The organism is Demequina lignilytica, assembly GCF_030418375.1.
Classification (GTDB): Bacteria; Actinomycetota; Actinomycetes; order Actinomycetales; family Demequinaceae; genus Demequina; species Demequina lignilytica.
The window spans coordinates 66,766-82,158 of record NZ_JAUHPZ010000002.1; the positions used below are offsets into that span (position 1 = coordinate 66,766).

Here is a 15,393-nt window from a genome sequence, read left to right on the forward strand (position 1 = left end):
GACCCCTCCTGTTGACTTGAGGCATGACCTCGACCGCCGCATCCGCAGGGCCCGACCCGCTGGACGCGCTGCGCGCCCGCGTCGAGACCGCCGGCGCCCTCACGGACTGGGATCTGGTGGCGCTCATCTCGGACAGCGTGGCAAGGCGCCGCGAATCCGACCTGATCCTGGCAGCAGCGGTCGCCGAGGCCGGCCGGAGGTCGGGCCCGGGAGCGGGTGGGCTCGCGCGGCGGCGAGGGTTCAGCGGCGTCGATCAGCTCGTCGCCGGGATCACCGGTGGCACGGTCGCCGAGGCTGAGCGTCTGCGCATCCTCGGTTCCTCCCTCGATGGACGCGCGGACGACTCGCCGTCGGGCGCCTCGGTCCTGCCGTACCTGGCGGTGACGGCGCGCGAGGGCCGGATCAGTCCCGATGCCTTCGTGCTGATCCGCGGGGTGCTGATGCAGCACCCCGACGCCCGCGACGCGGACGGGCTCCCGGTGGACGCGGCCGTGCGGGAGACCCCGCTGGGGTCGCTGCCGCTGGAGCGGGTCGAGCGGATGGTCGTGGACAAGGCCGTGACCATCCCGCTGCGGTCGGTTCGCTCGCTGGTCAGGCGGATCGAGGCGGGGCTCACGCCGCCGCGGGTGGCGGAGGACCGGTACGACGAGCTGCACGCGCTGCGGCAGGCGTCGATCCGCGAGGAGTCGAACGGCATGATCCGCCTCAGCGCTCTGCTCGACCCGCTGACCGCCGCACCCCTGATGGCAGCGGTCGACGGGTACATGAAGCACGCCTACCGCGCCGCGGTCGAGCATGACGCGGTGGACGGGCGCACCCCCGGGCAGCTGCGCGCCGACGCGCTGGGCTGGCTCGGCCGGCATGCCAACGGCTGCGAGCGTCCGCACGATGCGGTGAAGACCACCGTCGTGGTCCGGCTGAGCCTCACGGACCTCGAGTCGGGCCAGGGCTACGGCGCGATCGACGGGATCGACCGTCCGATCCCGATCGGCGTGCTCCGGAGGCAGGCCGCCGACGCGGAGATCATCCCGACCGTGCTGGGCACCCGCTCCGAGGTGCTCGACCAGGGTGCCGCGAAGCGGTTCTTCACCCCGGGACAGCGCCGCGCGATCGCGGAGCGCGACCGAGGCTGCGCGAAGTGCGGGCTCCCGCCCGCGTACTGCGACACCCACCACGTGCGCGAATGGCAGCACGGGGGCAGGACCGATGTCGATGACGGCATCATGCTGTGCGTCCGCCATCACCACATGATTCACCGCGAACGCTGGAGGATCCGGCGCCGGGGCAAGGGCTGGCAGTTCATCCCGCCGGCATCGGTCGACCCCCGACAGGAGCCGATCCCCGGCCACCTCGAGCGGACCACGATCGATCCGGGGGAGCTCCGCGAGACCGGGTGACTACCGGAAGTTCACGAACTGCAGCGCGGCGTCGACGTCCGCGCCCTTCAGCAGGGCGATGGTCGCCTGCAGGTCGTCGCGGGACTTCGAGGTGACGCGGAGCTCGTCGCCCTGGATGAGGGCCTTGACGGACTTCGGACCCTCGTCGCGCACCAGCTTCGTCAACTTCTTGGCGACGTCCTGGGCGATGCCCTCCTTGACCTTCGCGACCAGGCGGAACTCCTTGCCCGACGGCACCGGCTCGCCCCACTCGAGCGCCTTCATCTCGATCTGGCGCTTGGCGAGCTTCGAGATGAACACGTCCAGGATCGCCTTGACGCGCTCGGGGCTGTTGGCCTTCATGAGGACGTCCTCGCCGGCGAACTCGATCGAGGCGCCCACGCCCTTGAAGTCGTAGCGCTGCGCGATCTCCTTCGCGGCCTGGTTGAGAGCATTGTCCACCTCCTGGCGGTCGACCTTGCTCACCACGTCGAAGCTGTTGTCCCCGGCCATCCGGCACCTCCTCGCGCGGCCTCCCGCGCATCGTTCCCTGCCGACCGGGACCATGCGAGTAACAAGCCCGGCGGATTCCTTGCTATCCTTCCATGCGCGCCGGTTGACGGCGCACCGGCAGGTTGCCCGAGCGGCCAAAGGGAGCTGACTGTAAATCAGCCGCGCAAGCTTCGGGGGTTCGAATCCCTCACCTGCCACCCACGGGAAGCGCCCCGCCTGATCTCAGGCGGGGCGCTTCCCCGTTCGCGGGAGGGACGATGCGCGGGTTCAGATCCCCGCGGCGGCGTCCTCCTTCGTGTGGGCGTCCGCGTCGTCGCGCATGTCCTCCAGCTCGACGCCGCGCGTCTCCGGCACGCGGGTCATGACGAAGAAGAAGGACAGCAGCGCCATGGTCGCGTAGAAGCCGTACGCGACGGCGAGCGACATGTTCGCGAGCGACGGGAACGTCACGGTGATGAGGAAGTTCGCGATCCACTGCGCAGCGGCGGCGACCGCGAGCGCGGTCGCGCGGAAGCGGTTGGGGAACATCTCTCCCAGGAGGACCCAGACCACGGGTCCCCACGAGGCGCCGAAGAAGACCACGAACGCGTTCGCCGCGATCAGCGCCGCCATCGCCCAGCCGCCCGTCAGGGACGCGTCCCCGCCCGCGTCGACCGTCGCGGTGGAGAACGCGACCGCCATGATCCCGAGCGACACGGTCATGCCCGCGGAGCCGATGAGCAGCAGCAGCCGGCGCCCGATCTTGTCCACGAGCGCGATCGCGATGATGGTGACGACGATGTTGGTGACGGAGGTGATGGTCGAGGTGAGGAAGGCGTCGTCCTCGGTGAACCCGACGGACTTCCACAAGGTGGTCGAGTAGTAGAAGATCACGTTGATGCCGACGAACTGCTGGAACACCGAGAGCAGGATGCCGGTCCACACGATCGGATGGAGACCGAACGCCCGCCCCTTGAGGTCGCGCAGCGACCTCTTGTCGTCCTTGCCGAGCGAGAACCGGATCTGGGCGACCTTGTGCGCGGGCTCCTCCTCGCCGGTGAAGTCGACCAGGACCCGTGAGGCCTCGTCGTCACGGTGCTGCGCCACCAGGAACCGCGGCGACTCCGGCAGCCGCAGCGCGGCGATGCCGTAGACGAGCGCCGGGATGATCGCCATCAGGAACATCCAGCGCCAGGCCTCGAGGCCGAACCACAGCTCCTGATCCGCGCCGCCGGCGGACGTGGCGAGCACCTGATCGCTGAGCAGCGCCGCGAAGATTCCGAGCACGATCGCCATCTGCTGGAGCGAACCGAGCCGTCCTCGGAACGTCGCGGGCGCGACCTCGGCGATGTACGCGGGCGCGATCACGGAGGCCGCGCCGATCGCGAGGCCGCCCGCGACCCGCCAGCCGATGAGGTCCCAGATGCCGAAGGCGAAGCCCGAGCCGATCGCGGAGGCGAGGAACACGATCGCCGAGATGACCATCACGCGGATCCGCCCGTAGCGGTTGCCGAGCGAGCCCGCGAACCACGCTCCCACCGCGCAGCCCAGCAGCGCCGAGGCGACGGCGAAGCCGGTGAAGGTCTCGGTGAGCTCGAACTGCCCCTGGATGGAGTCCACGGCGCCGTTGATGACCGACGAGTCGAAGCCGAACAGGAAGCCGCCGAGCGCGGCTCCGATGCTGATCGCCACGACGCGCCCGTGCAGTCGCGGCTTGTGCTGGTCCGTCACGGCGTCGCCTCCGTTCGCACCCCGATGGTGCCCCTGGGTCCGACGCTAGCCCCTGAGGGGCCGATCCGCCCGGCGGCGCTCAGTGCCCGCCCATCAGCGGTGACATCGCTCGTGCGACAAGGCTCTCGCGGCCCGTGATCCGCTCCTCACGGTCGGCGATCGCCATGGCCCGGAGCCCCGCGTTGGCCCCCGCCCAGCGCAGCGGCTCCGGCTCCCAGCGACGCGACCGGTGCCCCACCCACGGCAGCGTCGTGAGCGCGGTGTCCTCGCCCAGGATGAGGTCCCTGAGGGTGCGTCCGGCCAGGTTCGTGGTGGTGACGCCGTCGCCGACGTACCCGCCGGCCCAGCCGATCCCGGTCCGAGCGTCGAACCCGACCGACGCATGCCAGTCGCGGGCGATCCCCAGCGCGCCGCCCCACGCGTACGGGAACGGCACCCCCTCGAGGGCCGGCAGCATCTCGGCGACCGTCGCGCGCAGCGCCGCGTGCACGCGGTCGGCCGCGCGCTGCCGGAGCGCCGTCGACGAGCCCCAGCGGTACGGGGCGCCCCGGCCGCCGAAGACCAGGCGGTCGTCGGCGGTGCGCTGCCCGTAGACGATGAGGTGGCGATGGTCGGAGAAGGTCTCGCGTCCGGCGAGGCCGATGCGCTCCCACACCTCCGCGGGGAGCGGCTCGGTGGCGAGCACCAGCGACTGCACGGGATCACCGCGCGACGCGAGCCCGGCAGGCCCGGCGTGTAGCCCTCGGTCGCGCGGACGATGTGCCGCGCGCGGACCGTCCCACGCGGGGTCGTCACGCGGCGCGGGGCGATCGCGGTGACCGCGGTCGCCTCGTGAACCCGGACCCCGCGGCGACGCACCGCGGCGAGGAGGCCGCGCACCAGGCGGCCGGGGTGGATGGCGGCGCAGTCCGGCGTGTACGTCGCGCCGAGCGTGCCGGCGCCGTCCAGCCGGGCCCGCGCATCGTCCTCGCCCAGCAGGACGAGGTCGTCCTCGGCTCGGCCCCACCGCCGCGCCTCCTCGACCTCCGCGCGTGCCCGCGCGAGCTGCACGGGCGTACGCGCCAGGACGATGGTGCCGCCCTTGGCGGCGCCCGCGTCGATGCCCTCCTCGGCGGCGACGCGGAGGAGCTCGTCGACGGAGGCGCGCATGGCGGCGTGCTGGCGCATCGCGGCCTCGGGCCCGTGCTCCCGCGCCAGCGTCGAGAAGGAGCTCGGGAACAGGGCGGACGCCCAGCCGCCGTTGCGTCCCGAGGCTCCGAATCCGGCGTGGTAGCGCTCGAGCACGACGATGCGCAGGTCGGGTCGTGCGCGGGCCAGGTACAAGGCGGTCCACAGCCCGGTGAAGCCCGCCCCGACGATCGCGACGTCGGCCTCGGTGTCCCCCGTCAGCGGATCCGAGGGAGCGAGGGGCTCGTCGAGCGTGGCCAGCCAGAGCGAGCGGCGAGGGTGCGAGGGCGCGAGCGTACCCGCGGCGTCCGAGGGCGTCACCGAAACAGTCTCGGTTCCTCGAAATCGGGCGGCAATATTGCGGGGATATTGTCCGGACATCTCGTTTCGTGCGCCGCGCACAGCCGGGCAGAACGCCCGGGGGCATACGAGTTTCGTTGTGCGGGCACGTGGCGTGATGCAACCATCTGCTCACTCCCTGTTGGTCGACCGGGTGCGCCCGGAGTGAAGGAGGTCGACGTGTCTGAGGTCACGCCGCCGGAGGAAGGCAACAAGAAGGGCATCTCCCGCCGAGGTCTGATGATCGGCGGCGCCGCCGGCGCAGCGGGCATCGCGGCGGTCTACTTCATGGGTCGTGGAGGCGGCGGTGGCAGCAGCGCCACGGACTGCATCACGACCGACCTCTCCGACACCGAGGCGAAGCTGAACGTCTCGAACTGGCCGGAGTACATCGACGAGGACGACGGCGACTACCTCTCGACTCTCACCGAGTTCCAGCAGACCTCGGGCATCGAGGTGGCGTACACGCCCGACGTGAACGACAACGTCGAGTTCTTCGCCAAGGTGCGCAACCAGCTGGGCGCGTGCCAGCCGACCGGGCGCGACCTGTTCGTGCTCACCGACTGGATGGCCGCGCGCATGATCGACGCCGGCTGGATCCAGCAGCTGGACAAGGCCAACGTGCCGAACCTCGACAAGAACCTCATCTCCTCCCTGCAGGGTCCCGGCTGGGACCCCAACCGCGACTACTCGGCGCCGTGGCAGTCCGGCTTCACCGGCATCGCCTACAACAAGTCGCTCGTCGGCGAGGTCGGCTCGGTCAGCGAGCTGCTCACGCGGTCGGACCTCAAGGGCAAGGTGACCATGCTCACCGAGATGCGCGACACCATGGGCCTGCTCCTGCTGGCCGAGGGCGCCGACCCGTCGAACTTCACCGACGACCAGTGGGGGAACGCCCTCGACAAGCTCGCGAAGGCGCGCACCGACGGTCAGATCCGTGCCTTCACCGGCAACGAGTACATCAACGACCTCGCGGCGGGCAACATCGCCGCGTGCGTCGCGTGGTCGGGCGACGTCGCCGCCGCCGAGGACGAGAACCTCGTCTTCCTGCCGCCGGAGGAGGGCCTGATGATCTGGTCCGACAACATGCTCGTGCCGGTCCAGGGCACCCACAAGGCCAACGCGGAGAAGTGGATCGACTACTACTACGACCCCGCGGTCGCCGCGAAGCTCGCCGCCTACGTGTGGTACGTCTGCCCCGTCGAGGGCGCCCGCGAGGAGATGGAGAAGATCGATCCGTCGCTCGTCGACAACCCGCTCATCTTCCCGACTGCGGACTACCTCGCCCAGACGCACGGCTTCATGGCGCTGGACGAGGCGAAGGCCTCGCAGTACGAGAAGGACTTCGCGGATGTCACCGGCTGAGCAGGCTCACGGCGATCTGAAGCTGTCGGGTCTCCACAAGCGGTACCCGAACGGCTTCACCGCGGTGAAGTCGCTCGACCTGGTCATCCCCCAGGGCTCCTTCTTCGCCTTGCTCGGTCCCTCGGGGTGCGGCAAGACCACCACCCTGCGCATGGTCGCCGGCCTCGAGACGCCCACCGCGGGCACCATCGAGATCGGCGCCAACGACATCACCCACGAGAAGCCGTACAAGCGTCCCGTGAACACGGTGTTCCAGAACTACGCGCTGTTCCCGCACCTCACGATCGCGGAGAACGTCGAGTTCGGGCCCAAGCGTCGGGGCGTCAAGGACACGCGGTCTCAGGTCAAGGAGATCCTCGAGCTCACCGAGCTCACCGAGCAGGCGGCCAAGAAGCCGGCGCAGCTCTCGGGCGGCCAGCAGCAGCGTGTCGCCCTCGCTCGTGCGCTGATCAACCGGCCCGAGGTGCTCCTGCTCGACGAGCCGCTCGGCGCGCTCGACCTCAAGCTGCGCCGCGCCATGCAGATGGAGCTCAAGCGCATCCAGGAGGAGGTCGGGCTCACGTTCGTCCACGTCACCCACGACCAGGAGGAGGCCATGACCATGGCCGACACGGTCGCGGTCATGAACGAGGGTCGGATCGAGCAGCTCGGCACCCCCTACGACCTGTACACGAACCCGCGCACGACGTTCGTCGCGAACTTCCTCGGGCGCTCGAACCTGGTCAAGGGCACCGTCCTGGGCCGTGAGGGCTCGGGGGACGACGAGGTGGTGAAGGTCGACATGCACGGCACGGTGGTGTCGATCAAGGCCGGCCGGGTCCACACGGACTCGTCCGAGGGGTGGATCGGCATCCGTCCCGAGAAGGTCCTGATCCAGCCGGCGGGCACGCCCGTCGACGCGCCGGGCGGGTACTTCGCCGGCGCGGTGGTCACCGAGGCGAGCTACATGGGCACCTCGACCGAGTACCGGCTGCGGATGCCCTGGGGCCAGGAGCTGATCTGCTTCGAGCAGAACACCGGCCGCCGCGGCGGCCTGGTGCCGGTCGGCACGCAGGTCGACGTCTCCTGGCGGCCCGAGTTCGCGTTCCTCCTGGACTCCTCGCAGGATGCCGAGGCCGGGCTCGAGGAGGACTGACGTGGCCTCGCTGCAACGGGTGTTCGGCAAGAACGCCGCCTACCTGCTCATCGGGCCCGCGGCCATCTGGCTCGCGCTGTTCTTCCTGTTCCCGATGCTGTCGCTGCTCACCACGTCGCTGTCGGACCCCGCGGGCAACCCGATCACCGGCTACGACCTGACCTGGCGGATCCAGAACTACCTCGAGGCGCTGGGCGACTACTGGCCCTACCTGCTGCGGTCGCTGCTCTACGCGGGCATCGCCACCGTGCTGTGCCTGGTGCTCGGCTACGTCCTGGCCTACGCGATCGCGTTCAAGGCGGGGAGGTGGAAGACCGTCATGCTGGTGCTGGTGATCGCGCCGTTCTTCACGTCGTTCCTGGTCCGGACCCTGTCGTGGAAGCTGATCCTCGCGGACAACGGCTGGCTGGTGGAGACGCTCAAGGCGCTGTGGATCCTGCCCGAGGACGGTCGCCTGCTCGCGACGCCGATCGCGGTGGTCGCGGGTCTGACGTACAACTTCCTGCCGTTCATGATCCTGCCGCTGTACACGAGCCTCGAGAAGATCGACCCGAAGCTCAACGAGGCGGCGGCGGACCTGTACGCCAGCCCGTTCCAGCGCTTCGCCAAGGTGATCTGGCCGCTGTCGCTGCCGGGAGTCGTCGGCGGCACGCTGCTCACGTTCATCCCGGCGACCGGCGACTACATCAACGCGGAGCTGCTGGGCAGCCCGAACACGCAGATGGTCGGCAACAAGATCCAGGCGCTGTTCACGACGGCGAGCGACTACCCGCACGCCTCGGCGCTGTCGGTGATCCTCATGGTGATGATCGTGGCGATGGTCCTGTACTACGTGCGGAAGGCCGGAACGGAGGACCTGCTGTGATGACGCGCCTCGGCCGCTGGGTCGGCAAGCACCTGATGATCACGCTGGGCCTGCTGGTCCTGCTGTACATGTACATCCCCAACTTCATCGTCGCGCTCATGTCGTTCAACGACGCGTCGCAGTCGCGGAACCTGTACCAGTTCCAGGGGTTCACCTGGGACAACTGGCTGAACCCGTGCGACCCGCTCGGCATGTGCGAGTCGCTGCGTGTGTCGATCAGCATCGGCCTCGCGGCCACGCTGGTCTCCACCATCATCGGCACGCTCGCGGCGTTCGCCCTCGTCCGGCATCGCTTCGAGGGCCGGTCGACCATGAACCTGGTGCTGTTCCTGCCGATGGCGACCCCTGAGATCGTGATGGGCTCGTCGCTGCTCGCGCTGTTCGTCGCGGCGGGCTTCGGCGGCCAGCTGGGCTTCTGGACCATCCTCATCGCGCACATCATGTTCTGCATCTCGTTCGTGGTGGTGACCGTCCGGTCGCGCCTCGGCGGTCTGGACTCGAACCTCGAGAAGGCCGCCATGGACCTCTACGCGGACGAGTGGCAGACCTTCTGGCGCATCACGTTCCCGCTGGTCTTCCCGGGAATCCTGGCGGCGGCGCTGCTGGCGTTCTCGCTGTCCTTCGACGACTTCATCATCACGAACTTCACGTCGGGCCAGACGGTGACGTTCCCGATGTTCGTGTGGGGAGCCGCGCAGCGCGGCGTCCCGATGCAGGTCAACGTGATCGGCACGCTCATGTTCCTGGTGGCGCTCGGCGCCGTCATCGGCGGCGAGGTCATGTCGCGCCGCCGGGCACGGGGCCGGGTGCGCGCCGCGTCCTGAGCGAGGCGCACGACGACGGGGGACGATGCGGTGACCACCGCATCGTCCCCCGTCCGCGTCTCCCCCGTGCCGCGGGAGGTCAGAGCATCGCGGATGCGCGCGTCAGGACGTCGCGCAGGATCGACTCCATCTCGTCGAACTCCGCCTGGCCGATGATCAGCGGCGGGGAGAGCTGGATGACCGGGTCCCCACGGTCGTCGGCGCGGCAGTAGAGGCCGGCCTCCCACAGCGCGGGGGAGAGGAAGCCGTAGAGGATGCGCTCGCACTGCTCGTCGGTGAGGGTGGCCCGCGTCGCCTGGTCCGTCACCAGCTCGATCCCGTAGAAGTAGCCGTCGCCGCGCACATCGCCCACGATCGGGATGTCGAGCAGGCGCTCGAGCGTCGCGCGGAACGCGTCCCGGTTGTCGCGCACGTGCTCCAGCACCCCCTCGGTCTCGAACAGCTCGAGGTTCTTGAGCGCGACGGCGGCGCCCATCGGGTGGCCGCCCCAGGTGTACCCGTGCGCGAACATCGCGCCCGGCTCCTGGAACGGCTCCATCAGCCGTGCGGACGCGATCATCGCGCCCATGGGGGCGTAGCCCGACGTGAGCCCCTTCGCCGACGTGATGATGTCGGGCTGGTAGCCGAAGCGCGTCGAGCCGTACATCTCACCCAGGCGGCCGTAGGCGCAGATCACCTCGTCCGACACCAGCAGCACGTCGTACCGGTCGCAGATCTCCCTGACCCGCTGCCAGTAGCCGGGCGGTGGCGGGAAGCACCCGCCCGCGTTCTGGACGGGCTCGAGGAAGACCGCGGCGACGGTGTCCGGACCCTCGTTCTCGATCGCGATCGCGATCTGGTCGGCCGCCCAGATGCCGAAGGCCTCCGGGTCGGAGCCGTCGAGGTAGCCGCTGGTGATCTCCGATGCGCGGTAGAGGTTCGTGTTCGGCACCCGGAAGGTGGACGGCACGAGCGGCTCGAACTGCTGCTTGAGGCCGGGCAGGCCGGTGATGGACAGGGCGCCCTGGGTGGTGCCGTGGTAGGCGACGGCGCGGCTGATGACCTTGTGCTTCATCGGTCGGCCCGTGAGCTTGAAGTAGTTCTTCGCGAGCTTCCACGCCGACTCGACGGCCTCGCCTCCGCCCGACGTGAAGAACACGCGGTCGAGGTCCCCCGGCGCGTACCCGGCCAGCTTCTCCGCGAGCTCGATCGCCGGGACGTTGGCGTACGACCACAGCGGGTGGAACGCGAGCTCGCGGGCCTGCGCGGCCGCCGCGTCGGCGAGCTCGGTGCGACCGTGGCCGAGCTGGTTCACGAACAGGCCGGCGAGCCCGTCGAGGTAGCGCTTGCCGTGCTGGTCGTAGAGGTACGCGCCCTCGCCCCTGACCACGATCGGCACCTCGGCGTCCGCGTAGCGCGCATGCTGCGTGAAGTGCATCCAGAGGTGGTCCTTGGCGGACTGCTGAAGACGTGCGTGATCCATGCGATCCATGCTCGCGCGGCCGCGTGTCCCGGGGCAAGCGACGGCCTGACGGGGATTCGGGCCGCGCGGCACGGTCTGTCCGGATCGGGTCAGCCTGCCCCGACGGCCCGGTCGAGCGCCGACGCGAGCGTGCCGCGCGGCGCGACCTCGATGTCCGGGAGGCCGAGCCACCCGGACATCAGCCGGAGCTCGGACGCCAACGCGGCGGCGACCTCCGCGTCCTCCCGCCTGCGCGCGCCCGGCGCGCGACCCGGCTCGCGCCACGCTGCCTCGACGCCGAGCACGCCGTCCTTGCGCCGCGCCTTGAGGTCGACGCGGGCCTCGAAGCGGTCGCCCAGGAGGAACAGGAGGCAGTAGTAGCCGAACTCCCGCTTGTCCGCGGGGGTGTAGATCTCGATGCGGTAGTCGACGCCGAACATCCGCAGCAGCCGCGGCCGGAACCAGCACACCGGGTCGAACGGGCTCAGCAGCGCGCTCGCGGTCGCGCGGCCGGGATCCCCTGCACCTGTCGCCAGCAGCGCCGGCTCGCGCCAGCCGTCCACGTCGACCCAGGAGGCCAGCCCGCGCTCGACCGCAGACGTCGCCCATGCGGCGCCGCGCGGCCCGGAGCCGGAGGTCGCGGGCGACGTGAGCCGGAAGTGGTCCGCGAGGTCGCGCACCGTGCCGACGCCGGTCGCGGCGAGGGCGCGGTCGAACAGCGCCTGCTGCGCGGCGTCGGGGTCCATGGCCCACGCGTCGCCATCGTGCGCGCCCACATGCCCCCAGGCGCGCTCGGGGGCGTCGTAGGTGCGCCGGAAGTGGTCCGCGCGGCTCGCGGCGACCTCGCCCGTCATGAACAGGTACTCGAGCGCCGTCTTCACGTGGCTCTCGTCCCACCAGGGGCCGCGCCGGCTCTCGCGCGGCGCGAGGTGCTCGAGGTCGGCTGCCGTCACCGGACCGTGCACCTGGACCGCCGCGCGGACCTGGTCGAGCAGCCCCGGACGCTCGGCCTCGAGGCGGTCCAGGGTGCGGGCCTTCCACGAGCTCGAGCGGCGCATGCGGTGGTGCAGCTCCGGCAGCAGGTCGCGGGGCATCACCGACGCCTCGTGCCCCCAGTGCTCGAAGTTCTCGCCCGAACCCCAGAGCCACCGGTCGAAGCGGTCGCGGTCGTACGGTCCGTACCGCGAGTAGATGGGCAGATGGTGGGCGCGCGCGAGCACGTTGACCGAGTCGAGCTGCAGCACGCCCTGGCGCTCGACGTAGTCGCGGAAACGCGCGGGTCCGGGGCGTCCGGCGGGGCGTCGGCGCGCGAGCGACTGCGCCGCGAGGTGGATCCGCCGCGCCTCGGCGGGGCTCAGGGAGGCCGTCACGCCTGCCACTCTAGGGGCGGCCTCCGACATCCCGACGGGGCGCCCGACGGACCCCGGGAACGGAGCCGGCGGCCGATTTCACTTTTGGGTCGCGCGGCGTGTAACCTATTCCGGCTGGCCCCGATAGCTCAGTCGGCAGAGCGTTTCCATGGTAAGGAAAAGGTCCAGGGTTCGATTCCCTGTCGGGGCTCCAAGTCCGCCGTCACTCACGTGGCGTCGGCACGCGGCGGGGTAGCTCAGCTGGTTAGAGCGCACGACTCATAATCGTGAGGTCGCGGGTTCGAGCCCCGCCCTCGCTACGGAACAGGCGATCCGCCTGACCATGCGCCTTCGCGAGGCGCGTCCCTACAAGGCTGGGAGAGAACCATGGCCAAGAACGACGTCCGTCCGAAGATCACGCTCGCGTGCACCGAGTGCAAGGACCGCAACTACATCACGCGCAAGAACCGCCGCAACAACCCTGACCGTGTCGAGCTCTCCAAGTTCTGCCGGAGGTGCGGCAAGCACACCGCGCACCGCGAGACGCGCTGATCGCAGCAGATCGATCCGAACCCCCGTCGCCCCTCAGGGCGGCGGGGGTTCGTCGTCTCTGCGCGCCTCCCGCGGCGCGCGTCGGACGACGGCCATACTGGCCCCGAGGGAACGCTTGAGGGAGCGCCGCCATGTCCGAGGGGCAGCATCTGCTGCTCCGGATCCGTCCGGAGCGCATCGAGAGGGACGATCGCCTGGAGGCGTATCGCTTCCTCCACTACTGCGTGTCCGCGCTGGTCGAGGTCTACGTCGGAGCGGTCGGGCCCGAGCGGGTCGGCGTGCTGTCGGCGGCCGGCGTCGAGGGCGACGTCGACACCCTCGAGGAGGCGCTCCGCGAGCTCCACCACCGGCGCACCAGCATCGTCACCCCCGCGCCGCTCCTGGTCGTGGTGCCGACCCTGCTCCACCTGCTCCACGAGGAGGGCGACGCCATCGCCGCGCAGCGGCGCCGGCGGGTGGCGGTCGACCTGGTCTCGCGCGGGCCGCAGCATCGGATGCACCTGGTCACGGGGCTGACCGTCGAGCCGCCGGGGCTCGAGCAGCGCGCGCGGGCCGCCGCGCCCGCATCGATCCTCTCCGCGGTCGAGACCATCGACCTCGAGGGCGGCGCCGATCTGCGACCGGTCTTCGCGCTGCTCGCGGCCTTCACCGGGCTCGCCCCTCGGCCGGAGGAGATCTCACGCGCCCTCGCGCTCCTGTGATGCGAGGGCGCCGCCCTCCCCGTGCATCGTCCCTTCGCTAGGGTGGGAGCGTGCCAGTGAACACCGAAGCCGTGGGCCGCGCGTACGGCCCCCATGAGCCGTACGAGGTCACGCGCGTCAAGATCCGCGAGTTCGCCGACGCCGTCGACGCGTACTCCTTCGCGCACCGCAGCGAGGAGGCGGCCCGCGCCGAGGGCTACGCCGACGTGGTCGCGCCGACCACCTTCGCCGTCGTGATCGCGCAGCAGGCCGAGTTCCACGTGGTGACCGACCCCGAGGTGGGCGTCGACTTCTCGCGCGTGGTCCACGCGGACGAGCGCTTCACCCACCACCGTCCGATCGTCGCGGGCGACCTGATCACCACCACCGTCCATGTCGACGCCATCAGCCAGCGCGGCGGCATCTCGATGGTCACCACGCGCACCGAGCTGGTCGACGCCGACGGCGCGCCGGTCTCGACGGTCCGCAGCACCCTCGCGGTGCGAGAGGAGGCGTGATGACCGCGGAGAACCGGCCGTCCTTCGAGGGGCTCGAGGTGGGCGAGGTGGTCGCCTCGCGCACCGTCGAACTCAACCGCGACACCCTGGTCCGCTACGCCGGCGCGTCGGGCGACTTCAACCCGATCCACTACAACGACGTCGTGGCGGAGTCCGTCGGCCTCCCCGGCGTGATCGCTCACGGCATGCTCACCATGGGCACCGCCGCCTCGGTGGTCGAGGAGTGGTCCGGGCCGGGCAACGTCGTCGACTACCAGACGCGCTTCTCGCGGCCGATCCCGGTGCCGAACCCCGGCGCCGCGACAGTCGCGATCACCGCGAAGGTGGGCGCGCTCGATGCCGAGGCGCGCACGGCGCGCATCGACATCGCGGTGGAGTTCGACGGCCAGAAGGTGCTGGGCAAGGCGCAGGCCGTGGTGGTCTGCGCGTAGCGCGGGACGATGCGCGGGCGGGCCGGACCCGGCCGCGTCAGCCGCGCGGCGGCGCGGTCGAGGTGCCCGGTCGGAACGTCAGCGGCAGGGTCACCGGCTCGGGGGTCTCGCCCGCGAGCAGGGCCTTCACGAGCGCGGCGAGCGCGTGCCCCTTGGCCTCCCCGTCCTGCAGCTGCGTGGTGATCTCGAGCGGTGCGATCCAGGGGAGGTCGAGGCCGTCGAAGCCCGTGACCGAGAGGTCCGCGGGAACCTCCAGCCCGCGCTCCCGCGCGGCCAGCACGGCGCCTCCCGCGAGCAGGTCCGACTGGCACACCAGCGCGGTGGGGCGGGGCTCGTGCCCGAGGGCGATCTGCGCCGCCGCGAGGCCTTCACCCACGGTCGAGGCGCGGGCCTCGACCACGACGCAGGGCGCGACGCCGGCGTCCTCGAAGGCGCGCAGACGATGGTGGACCGGGGTCCAGGCGGTCTGCGCGAACGCCTCGTCGAGGGTGAGCTCGCGCGTGGTGCCGTCGACCCCGGCCGGCAGGGTGATGGTGCCGATCCGCTCGTGACCCAGGTCGCGCAGGTGCCGGATCAGCTCGGCGGTCGCCGTGCGGTCGTCGATCAGGACCACGCCGGCGCCGGCTGGGGGCTCACCCTCGACCACCACCGTCGGAAGGCCGCGCCGGCGCAGGATGTCGAGCGCCGGCTCGTCGTCGTGATCGCGCACCCTCAGCAGCACCACCGCGTCCATGGCGGCGGTGTCCAGCAGCGACCGCTCGCCCGGCTCGCCCGTCGGCGTGGGGATCAGCAGCACGCCGAGGCCCATCTGGCCGAGGTCACCCACCAGGCCGTCCATGATCCGCAGCATCAGAGGGTCGCGGAAGGACAGCTGGAGGCGCTCGTGGATGACCACGCCCACCACGCCGGTCCGGCCGGACCGGAGCGCGCGCGCGTGCGGGGACGGTCCCGCGTAGTCCAGCTCGGCCGCCGCGCGCTCGACCTTGGCGCGGGTCTCCGCGGTGAGCGGACCCGCACCCGAGTAGGTCAGCGACACCGTCGACAGGGACACCCCCGCGCGCGCGGCGACGTCGGCCATGGTGGGGCGGCGGGTGCGAGCCATCGGGGCCCTCTCTGTCGGGTGCCCCC

At 71.0% G+C, this 15,393-nt stretch carries 15 protein-coding genes, 3 tRNA genes and 1 pseudogene; 12 read left to right on the forward strand and 7 right to left on the reverse strand.

Annotated features, from left to right (window positions below; genetic code table 11):
• Positions 1–23: 23 nt before the first annotated feature.
• Positions 24–1,397: an HNH endonuclease signature motif containing protein gene (locus tag QQX13_RS03870; RefSeq protein WP_301152571.1), complete on the forward strand. Its 1,374-nt coding sequence runs from the start codon at positions 24–26 to the stop codon at positions 1,395–1,397.
• Here QQX13_RS03870 and QQX13_RS03875 read toward each other — a convergent pair whose 3' ends face one another.
• The gene (locus QQX13_RS03875; RefSeq protein WP_301119506.1) at positions 1,398–1,889 is read right to left on the reverse strand and encodes a YajQ family cyclic di-GMP-binding protein; all 492 of its coding nucleotides are present in this window, start codon (positions 1,887–1,889) and stop codon (positions 1,398–1,400) included.
• 116 nt (positions 1,890–2,005) lie between these two features.
• Here QQX13_RS03875 and QQX13_RS03880 point away from each other — a divergent pair.
• A tRNA-Tyr gene (locus QQX13_RS03880) sits at positions 2,006–2,086 on the forward strand.
• 70 nt (positions 2,087–2,156) lie between these two features.
• Here the strand turns inward: QQX13_RS03880 and QQX13_RS03885 are convergent.
• The 3 genes and pseudogenes from QQX13_RS03885 to QQX13_RS03895 form a co-directional block, all read right to left on the reverse strand.
• Positions 2,157–3,599, reverse strand: coding sequence for a sugar porter family MFS transporter (locus tag QQX13_RS03885; protein WP_301119508.1), 1,443 nt, complete (start codon positions 3,597–3,599; stop codon positions 2,157–2,159).
• A gap of 79 nt (positions 3,600–3,678) precedes the next feature.
• Positions 3,679–4,296: an NAD(P)/FAD-dependent oxidoreductase gene (locus QQX13_RS03890; RefSeq protein ID WP_301152572.1), complete on the reverse strand. Its 618-nt coding sequence runs from the start codon at positions 4,294–4,296 to the stop codon at positions 3,679–3,681.
• 77 nt (positions 4,297–4,373) lie between these two features.
• A pseudogene (locus QQX13_RS03895) lies at positions 4,374–5,147 on the reverse strand (NAD(P)/FAD-dependent oxidoreductase); the annotation flags it as partial.
• Between the two features lie 138 nt (positions 5,148–5,285).
• On the opposite strand from QQX13_RS03895, the gene QQX13_RS03900 reads away from it, so the two are divergent.
• From QQX13_RS03900 to QQX13_RS03915, 4 genes are read left to right on the forward strand one after another with little or no spacing between them, the layout of a single operon-like run.
• Positions 5,286–6,470, forward strand: coding sequence for a polyamine ABC transporter substrate-binding protein (locus QQX13_RS03900; RefSeq protein ID WP_301152573.1), 1,185 nt, complete (start codon positions 5,286–5,288; stop codon positions 6,468–6,470).
• Positions 6,457–7,605: an ABC transporter ATP-binding protein gene (locus QQX13_RS03905; protein ID WP_301119511.1), complete on the forward strand. Its 1,149-nt coding sequence runs from the start codon at positions 6,457–6,459 to the stop codon at positions 7,603–7,605. The genes QQX13_RS03900 and QQX13_RS03905 overlap by 14 nt, the downstream gene beginning before the upstream one ends.
• A gap of 1 nt (position 7,606) precedes the next feature.
• Entirely contained in the window at positions 7,607–8,470 is an 864-nt protein-coding gene (locus tag QQX13_RS03910; protein WP_301119512.1) for an ABC transporter permease, read from the forward strand.
• Positions 8,470–9,294: an ABC transporter permease gene (locus QQX13_RS03915; protein WP_301119513.1), complete on the forward strand. Its 825-nt coding sequence runs from the start codon at positions 8,470–8,472 to the stop codon at positions 9,292–9,294. Before QQX13_RS03910 ends, QQX13_RS03915 begins: the two co-directional genes overlap by 1 nt.
• 79 nt (positions 9,295–9,373) lie before the next feature.
• On the opposite strand, the gene QQX13_RS03920 is transcribed toward QQX13_RS03915, so the two are convergent.
• Both QQX13_RS03920 and QQX13_RS03925 read right to left on the reverse strand, forming a co-directional pair.
• On the reverse strand, positions 9,374–10,765 hold the full coding sequence (locus QQX13_RS03920; RefSeq protein ID WP_301152575.1) for an aspartate aminotransferase family protein: 1,392 nt from the start codon (positions 10,763–10,765) through the stop codon (positions 9,374–9,376).
• Positions 10,766–10,845: 80 nt separating this feature from the next.
• Entirely contained in the window at positions 10,846–12,105 is a 1,260-nt protein-coding gene (locus tag QQX13_RS03925) for a winged helix-turn-helix domain-containing protein (RefSeq protein ID WP_301152577.1), read from the reverse strand.
• A gap of 117 nt (positions 12,106–12,222) precedes the next feature.
• On the opposite strand from QQX13_RS03925, the gene QQX13_RS03930 reads away from it, so the two are divergent.
• The 6 genes from QQX13_RS03930 (at position 12,223) to QQX13_RS03955 (ending at position 14,265) form a co-directional block, all read left to right on the forward strand.
• A tRNA-Thr gene (locus QQX13_RS03930) sits at positions 12,223–12,298 on the forward strand.
• Between the two features lie 32 nt (positions 12,299–12,330).
• Positions 12,331–12,404 (forward strand) — tRNA-Met (locus tag QQX13_RS03935).
• A 67-nt stretch (positions 12,405–12,471) separates the two neighbouring features.
• Entirely contained in the window at positions 12,472–12,636 is a 165-nt protein-coding gene (rpmG, locus tag QQX13_RS03940; RefSeq protein ID WP_301119518.1) for a 50S ribosomal protein L33, read from the forward strand.
• A gap of 131 nt (positions 12,637–12,767) precedes the next feature.
• Positions 12,768–13,337: a hypothetical protein gene (locus QQX13_RS03945; protein WP_301152578.1), complete on the forward strand. Its 570-nt coding sequence runs from the start codon at positions 12,768–12,770 to the stop codon at positions 13,335–13,337.
• Positions 13,338–13,387: 50 nt separating this feature from the next.
• Positions 13,388–13,834 carry an FAS1-like dehydratase domain-containing protein gene (locus QQX13_RS03950; RefSeq protein WP_301119522.1) on the forward strand — a complete coding sequence of 149 codons (447 nt, stop codon included), beginning with the start codon at positions 13,388–13,390 and terminating at the stop codon, positions 13,832–13,834.
• Complete coding sequence (locus tag QQX13_RS03955) at positions 13,834–14,265, forward strand: MaoC/PaaZ C-terminal domain-containing protein (protein ID WP_301119524.1); 432 nt, start codon at positions 13,834–13,836, stop codon at positions 14,263–14,265. Before QQX13_RS03950 ends, QQX13_RS03955 begins: the two co-directional genes overlap by 1 nt.
• 37 nt (positions 14,266–14,302) lie before the next feature.
• Here QQX13_RS03955 and QQX13_RS03960 read toward each other — a convergent pair whose 3' ends face one another.
• A complete protein-coding gene (locus QQX13_RS03960) occupies positions 14,303–15,367 on the reverse strand; it encodes a LacI family DNA-binding transcriptional regulator (protein WP_301152579.1) in 1,065 nt (354 codons plus the stop codon).
• Positions 15,368–15,393 lie beyond the last annotated feature (26 nt).

Coding starts and splice junctions, on each gene's coding strand:
- QQX13_RS03870 (WP_301152571.1), top strand. CDS start 24: ATGACCTCGACCGCCGCATCCGCAGGGCCCGACCCGCTGGACGCGCTG.
- QQX13_RS03875 (WP_301119506.1), bottom strand. CDS start 1,889: ATGGCCGGGGACAACAGCTTCGACGTGGTGAGCAAGGTCGACCGCCAG.
- QQX13_RS03905 (WP_301119511.1), top strand. CDS start 6,457: ATGTCACCGGCTGAGCAGGCTCACGGCGATCTGAAGCTGTCGGGTCTC.
- QQX13_RS03915 (WP_301119513.1), top strand. CDS start 8,470: ATGACGCGCCTCGGCCGCTGGGTCGGCAAGCACCTGATGATCACGCTG.
- QQX13_RS03920 (WP_301152575.1), bottom strand. CDS start 10,765: ATGGATCGCATGGATCACGCACGTCTTCAGCAGTCCGCCAAGGACCAC.
- rpmG (WP_301119518.1), top strand. CDS start 12,472: ATGGCCAAGAACGACGTCCGTCCGAAGATCACGCTCGCGTGCACCGAG.
- QQX13_RS03945 (WP_301152578.1), top strand. CDS start 12,768: ATGTCCGAGGGGCAGCATCTGCTGCTCCGGATCCGTCCGGAGCGCATC.
- QQX13_RS03955 (WP_301119524.1), top strand. CDS start 13,834: ATGACCGCGGAGAACCGGCCGTCCTTCGAGGGGCTCGAGGTGGGCGAG.
- QQX13_RS03960 (WP_301152579.1), bottom strand. CDS start 15,367: ATGGCTCGCACCCGCCGCCCCACCATGGCCGACGTCGCCGCGCGCGCG.